The following is a 6,335-nucleotide window of genomic DNA, read 5'->3' as shown; positions in this document are numbered from 1 at the left end:
CAGTCGATCGGCGCGCCGTAAACCCTGTGCAAAAAAGCGGGCTTCGAGCCCGAACCATTTATCTGGGAACGGCACGCGCGGATCTCATCATGGCCTGGCCGCAACAGCGGCCCACTTGCAAGAGGCCGGATACATTTGTGCAGACTGCATCGTCCTCATTAAACGACCTTGCACGGGCGGGGCGGGTCATACATTCTTTCCCACGAGGTTCTTTAAGGCAGCATTGTCCAGCATGGCGTGGGCCAAGAGCCGCTTCAGCCGTGTGTTCTCGTCCTCCAGCGTTAAGGCCGCGGCCATCACGTCTGGCATCACCCAACTGCCCCCAAACTGCGTGGCACCAAATTGTGTCACCGCCACCGCTGATGGAGGTTATAGAAAGAGAAACTCTATTTACTGAACGCCGAGACCAGAGCGCCTTCGCATCGCTTCCGCGCCGGGCTAGAAGGCGTGACGCACGTCGGCGCGCCCCTGATGCGACGCAGGGTGTCGGGGGCCAGATACTGACCGAAAATAATGCCGCCCTGCGCGTTCCGGCTGAATAGCGATCGTTCACAACTCTCTCGATTTTAGGTCAGCTCGTTGGGTACAGGATCTCGAACGTTTGGTCGTACCCGCGGCGCAGCGACGATGCGGGCGATCTTCGGCCGAAGATCGACCAGCTCGATAAAAGCGTCAGGTTGGCGACGCAGTTCGTCGGCAACCATTGCCGACCGAGCCGCCAGCGTCGAGATCACAGTTACCCGGACACCCCGCCGTTGTACGGCTTCAACGAGCGAGCGGAAATTGCCATCGCCCGAGACTAGTACCATTTGGTCGACTTGATCGGCAAGCTCCATGGCATCGACCGCAAGATCGACAGCCATGCTGTATTTGACCTTGCGCCGGCCGCTCGCGTCAACGAACTCATTGATTGGCTTCGTGACGACGGTGACGCCATTGTATTCCAGCCAGTCGATCAACCGACGGGCTGACGAAAATTCGTGGCCCTCAATCGTTCTGGTATAATAAAAGGCTCTTACGATGCTTCCCTGGCTCCCGCTCTGTCGTAGAAAGCGTTTGTGATCGACATCGAATCCGAGCGCCCGCGAAGTCGCGTGCAAGTTTAGTCCATCGATGAACAGAGCGGTTTTGCTGACCGGGTAATCTGCCATTAGCGTCCCTCCAATGAGCGATGCCGAGCCCCGCTCTTCAACTGCCATCCTGATACCTGCCTATGCCGAGCGCGGCATAGACAGGTCTCGACCAGGGACGCGACGACAGTCCAGTGTTCGGTCCCACTGCCGGATCCGGCAAGCAGCGCGTCTAATGGCTCGTCACAGTGATTTTGACGGTTTGATACCGAGCCAGCTTAGGATCGGCAAGTTTTCTGGCGCCATGAGGATTTCGATGCTTCTGGGGGTGTCGGCTTGACGTCGAATGAGGCCGTTACGTTCGAGCGTGACGATCATCTGATGGACTGAGGGCGGGCTAACACCGAAGTGACGCTGCATGTCGGCTTCGGCGGGTGGCCGTCCGAACATGTGCGAGTAGTATAGATGAAAGCCAGATAATGGCCCTGCTTCTCGGTAAACCGTGTGACCTCACTGAACTTTCATCCAGCGGCAGTTAGAGTCTCGGGGCGCCTGATTTTTGGCTCATGGATCGACTCGTCCGGAGCCTCCGACAGGGAGCCGAACGATGAATGTACGGTACCGGATCGAATTGAGCCAAGCCAGCGAGAGGAGCTGACGGCGATGCTGAGCAACGGCAAGCATGCCGCTCGCAAACTCAAGCGGGCCCAGATTTTGCTGGCGGCCGATATCGGCAGCCGCGGCGAGGAGATTGCCCGGACCGTCAGAATAAGCGCCTCCACTGTCTATCGGATCAAACGCCGCTTCGTGGAAGGCAATCTCGATCGGGCCTTGAGTGAGGAGTCGCTTCGCGGTGCGGAGCGCAAGCTGACCGGCAAGGAGGAAGCCCTGCCGATGGCAACCGCATGCGCCAAGCCGCCCGCCGGTCGAAGGCGCTGGACGCTGGCGCTGCTCGCCGACGTGATGGTCAAGCTCACCGATCATGACAGCCTGTCAGGCAAGACCGTGCGCCGCCGGCTGGCCGATAATGACCTCAAGTCGTGGCGCAGGGGACATGTGGTGCATTCCCCATGTCGATGGCGAATACGTCGCCCGCATGGAAGATGTGCTCGATCTCTACGCTGAAGCGCCTGATCTCAAGCGGCCGCTGGTCTGCTTCGATGAAACCCCCGTTCAGCTCATCGGCGAAGTGCGCCAGCCAATTCCACCCGAGCCGGGAAAGCGCGAGCGTTACGATTACGAGTACCGCCGCAACGGGACCGTCAATCTCTTGGTCGCCTTCGATCCGCATCGGGCCTGGCGCAAGGTCAAAGTCACCGAACGGCGCACCGCCGTGGATTATGCTCACTGCATGCGCGAACTCGTCGATGTCCATTACCCCAAGGCCGCCTGCATCCGTGTCGTGCAAGACAATCTGTCGATCCATGCCCCCGGCGCCCTCTACCAGGCCTTTGCCCCCGCCGAGGCCCGCCGCATCCTGCGCCGCCTCGATTCCAACTACACCCCGAAACACGCCAGTTGGCTCAATATGGTCGAGATCGAGATCGGCGTGCTCCAAGGGCAGTGTCTCGGCCGCCGGATCGACGATTCAAAACGCCTCAGAAGCGAGATCGCAGCATGGGAGCGGCAGCGAAACAAAACTCGCGCCCGTGTAACTGGATGTTCACAACGGACAAAGCTCGCACCAAACTGGGGCGCGCCTATCCAGGCATACCCAAAGAGTCAAAATCACTGTGACGAGCTACTAGACGATCGATTCCATGAAACCAGCCCTCACGGAACTGAACGCATGCTGGGGGCTTCCTCGTTTGAGATTGGCTGAACGAGGATTGGTATCATGGCGACATGGCGGCAAGCAGTTGAGCTGGCGATGAGCGAGGCGGAAATTGAAGCGTTGACGGCTCTTTCGCGATCTCGATCCGAGCCGGCGAGCCGGGTGTCACGGGCCACGATGCTGCTGGCCTACCGAGAGAACCCATCGTTCTTTGCCGTGGGACGAAGACTTGGCGTGCATCATCAGACGGTGCAGCGCTGCGTTGAGCGGGCGGTCGCTTATGGCGCGCTGGCGGCACTCGACGACCGACCACGGCCGGGCAAGGAGCCGGTGATCACGCCGGAGGCCAAGGCCTGGCTGGTGTCTTTGGCGTGCGACAAGGCCAAGGAGCACGGCTATCCGCACGAACTGTGGACGACACGGCTGCTGGCGCGCCATGCGCGCGAGCACGGGCCGGCGGCCGGACATCCATCTCTCGCCCGTCTGGTTCAGGGCACGGTGTGCAAGCTTCTCGGCCAGGAGGAAATCAAGCCGCATAAAGTGCGCTACTATCTGGAACGTCGCGACGGCGAGTTCGAGCAGAAGATGGCGGAGGTCCTGTGTGTCTATCGCGAGGTCCAGATCCTAAAAAAGGCCGCAGCCAGGCCGAAGAAATCAAAGAAGCCGGTCACGATCGTCTCTTACGACGAGAAGCCGGGGATCCAAGCCATCGCGACGATGGCACCGGATTTGCCACCAGTGCCGGGCGTCCACGCCACCTTTGCGCGCGATCATGAGTATAAACGTCATGGCACGCTCAGCCTGTTGGCTGGGATCGATTTACTCACCGGGAAGGTCCACGCGCTCGTCAGGGACCGCCACCGCAGCCGCGAGTTTATCGAATTCCTCAAGCTTCTCGATGCCGCCTATCCGGCCGGCACCGCGATCAAGCTGATCCTCGACAATCATTCCGCGCACATCTCGAAAGAAACCAGAACCTGGCTCGAAACACGACGACCAGGGCGCTTCGAGTTTACGTTCACGCCCAAACACGGCTCTTGGCTCAACCTCATCGAAGGCTTCTTCTCCAAGTTGCCCGGTCTGTCTTGCGCCACATCCGCGTGACCTCAAAACACGAGCTCAAGGAGCGCATCATGGCCGGCATCGACGACGTCAATCGCCATCCGGTTGTCCACACCTGGTCCTACAGACTCGCCGAGGCCGCTTGGATATGATTCGAACCAAAAAAACGCTGGCCTAGCCGTGGATCAGCCCGCGCAGGATGGCTTCCGCGCGCATGGAGGCGGCCCGAGTAGTGTTAAACAGCGCCACCGCTCCCTACGCAAGCAGGTAGGTGAAGGATTTGTATTGCCGTGTCAGGATGCGGAACGCAGCGCGCTCGCTCGTGCTGGTTTGCCCCGCCTCGGAGTGCACGCTCCGTTCAGTGCTGGAGGCGACCTACCGTACCTAGCCTGCGTGATTTCGATGGGGCTATCTTTATGCTATTCAAAGGAGAGACTTATGCGGTGTGGTCCCAGCAAGCCTGTCGGTCTTTCATATCAGATGCCGCCGCCAGATGCTGACCTCGGCGCTCGCGCTCCAGCCTCATCGAGCGTTGAGTCACGCAAGCCATTTAGAATTCCACCGACAACAATACCGAAGAAAATACCCGGCCAAAATCCGCCAACACTTGTATATGACAAGATTGAACCCTCTAGATTTCGCGCCACATCCGATACATCTGGGTTGGAGAGATGCGAATTGACCGGGTTTCACGGTTTAAACTTGTCTGGAAGTGAACAAATTTCTGAGCGGCAGCTAGAACAACTAATTACACTGACACATCCAAAACGGCTCGTCATTATAGATACTAGGCAAGAGTTCCATGGATTCGCAAATGGAGAACCAATATCCTGGTTTGCTGCAGATAATCATAATTGGGGTAACGTGGAAAAGCCTGCTGACATTATTCCCGCGAAGGAGGCAAAGAAGCTCGCAAAACTACCGACTAAATTTCCTTTTGGTCTGACCATACAATCCGGGAGTGTCGTAAAAGGAAAGGCTTCTTCGGCGCCTCCAAAGGTTCTCGACTTCGGTGAAGTGAAAATAGAAACGGAAGAGGAATTAGTTAAAAGAAAGGGTGCGGCGTATCTGCGCATTCCGACACCAGATCATGCGCGCCCTACCGATGCTGAAATAGATAAACTTGTATCGGAGTTGCGAAACGTCGCTCATACGGGTGATGTTCATTTGCATGTTCATTGCCGGGGCGGCATGGGGCGTACAACGCTGCTGATGACCCTGGCAGACATGTTGCACAATTCCGACAAAGTGCAATGTGCACATATCATAGAACGCCAGATGGGATTAAGAAGGCGCGACGAATCTACAACAAGCAAGGCGATAAAGGAGGTGTTGCGGAACGAAAAAAGCGAGCTAATGGACACATTTTTTCAGTATGCAAAAGAACAACCTCTTGAAAAAGCGGATGCCATTTCCTGGACGGAATGGCTCGCTTTAAAAGCACATCATGAGCATCAGATGCTCGATACATCCAGTTGCGGTATGCCGCCGACCGCGCCTCCCGGCAATAGGATGCGGTGAAATGGACCCCGCGTGGCGGGACCGCTTGAACCGGTTTCTTAGTTGGAAGCTGACCGCTCTATGTTGAAAGCCATTCACCTTGGGAAAGCTAAGTCGCGTTGACGGCTCTATTAATCCAGAGCATCGCAGCGGCGATGTGTTCGCCGTCAGGGCTTGTGAGACAAATTGAACGGTTTTGCGGGGGGTAGGATTTCTGGTTCATGGTGTGCAAGAGTCAAGCGCTCCGCGACCGTCATCTCCTTTTAGCCGCTCGTCAAAATATAAAGGGGGGTCCGGCGGAGGTTTTGGCGACTATCAGAGTTCTGCTCACCGAGGGCGATGAGCTTGGCGAAGCCCCCTTCGGGTTGGACATAGGTTAAGAATTCGAGGTCTCGTGATCGCAGGGCCAGACGTGACCTACCACTGAGTATTTCCGCCAGAAGGAGTTAGAGTCCGGCCTGAAGAAGGACGGACAGATGAAGCCAGCAAGGTTCACAGAAGAGCAGATTATCGCGGTGTTGAAGGAGCATGAGGCCGGAGCGAAGACGACCGATCTTGCTCGCAAGCACGGTGTCTCCGAAGCGACGATCTACAATTGGAAGGCCAAATTCGGCGGCATGGACGTTTCCGAGGCGAAGCGGCTGAGGGCCCTGGAGGAGGAGAACGCGAAGCTGAAGAAGCTTCTAGCCGAGCAGATGCTCGATGCGGCCGCCCTTCGGGAGCTCCTTTCAAAAAATGTATGACCCGCCCCGCCCGTGCAAGGTCGTTTAATGAGGACGATGCAGTCTGCACAAATGTATCCGGCCTCTTGCAAGTGGGCCGCTGTTGCGGCCAGGCGATGATGAGATCCGCGCGTGCCGTTCCCAGATAAATGGTTCGGGCTCGAAGCCCGCTTTTTTGCACAGGGTTTACGGCGCGCCGATCGACTG

At 57.5% G+C, this 6,335-nt stretch carries 4 protein-coding genes and 3 pseudogenes; 4 read left to right on the top strand and 3 right to left on the bottom strand.

Going from position 1 to position 6,335, the window contains the following annotated elements; genetic code table 11:
- Positions 1-189 precede the first annotated feature (189 nt).
- From IVB36_RS40165 to IVB36_RS20680, 3 genes and pseudogenes are all read right to left on the bottom strand, one after another.
- Positions 190-279: pseudogene (locus tag IVB36_RS40165) on the bottom strand (cytochrome BD quinol oxidase subunit I); the annotation flags it as partial.
- Between the two features lie 287 nt (positions 280-566).
- Positions 567-1,151: an NYN domain-containing protein gene (locus IVB36_RS20685; RefSeq protein ID WP_247392859.1), complete on the bottom strand. Its 585-nt coding sequence runs from the start codon at positions 1,149-1,151 to the stop codon at positions 567-569.
- Between the two features lie 162 nt (positions 1,152-1,313).
- Positions 1,314-1,490, bottom strand: a complete 177-nt coding sequence (locus tag IVB36_RS20680) for a helix-turn-helix domain-containing protein (protein WP_247392858.1) — start codon at positions 1,488-1,490, stop codon at positions 1,314-1,316.
- 187 nt (positions 1,491-1,677) lie between these two features.
- On the opposite strand from IVB36_RS20680, the pseudogene IVB36_RS20675 reads away from it, so the two are divergent.
- From IVB36_RS20675 to IVB36_RS20660, 4 genes and pseudogenes are all read left to right on the top strand, one after another.
- A pseudogene (locus IVB36_RS20675) lies at positions 1,678-2,807 on the top strand (IS630 family transposase).
- A 100-nt stretch (positions 2,808-2,907) separates the two neighbouring features.
- A complete protein-coding gene (locus IVB36_RS20670; RefSeq protein WP_247392857.1) occupies positions 2,908-3,948 on the top strand; it encodes an IS630 family transposase in 1,041 nt (346 codons plus the stop codon).
- A gap of 636 nt (positions 3,949-4,584) precedes the next feature.
- Positions 4,585-5,427, top strand: coding sequence for a hypothetical protein (locus IVB36_RS20665; RefSeq protein WP_247392856.1), 843 nt, complete (start codon positions 4,585-4,587; stop codon positions 5,425-5,427).
- Positions 5,428-5,882: 455 nt separating this feature from the next.
- Positions 5,883-6,140, top strand: a pseudogene (locus IVB36_RS20660) (transposase); the annotation flags it as partial.
- Positions 6,141-6,335: the final 195 nt, after the last annotated feature.

Origin of the sequence: Bradyrhizobium sp. 35 (assembly GCF_023073215.1) — a bacterium.
In the GTDB taxonomy this organism is placed as follows: Bacteria; Pseudomonadota; Alphaproteobacteria; order Rhizobiales; family Xanthobacteraceae; genus Bradyrhizobium; species Bradyrhizobium canariense_D.
Note: the sequence above shows the minus strand (reverse complement) of the source record. Positions and strands in the feature narration are given on the sequence as shown.

Bases quoted from the DNA above. Each gene is read 5' to 3' on its own strand.
- IVB36_RS20685 (WP_247392859.1), bottom strand. From the start codon at position 1,151: ATGGCAGATTACCCGGTCAGCAAAACCGCTCTGTTCATCGATGGACTA.
- IVB36_RS20680 (WP_247392858.1), bottom strand. From the start codon at position 1,490: ATGCAGCGTCACTTCGGTGTTAGCCCGCCCTCAGTCCATCAGATGATC.
- IVB36_RS20670 (WP_247392857.1), top strand. From the start codon at position 2,908: ATGGCGACATGGCGGCAAGCAGTTGAGCTGGCGATGAGCGAGGCGGAA.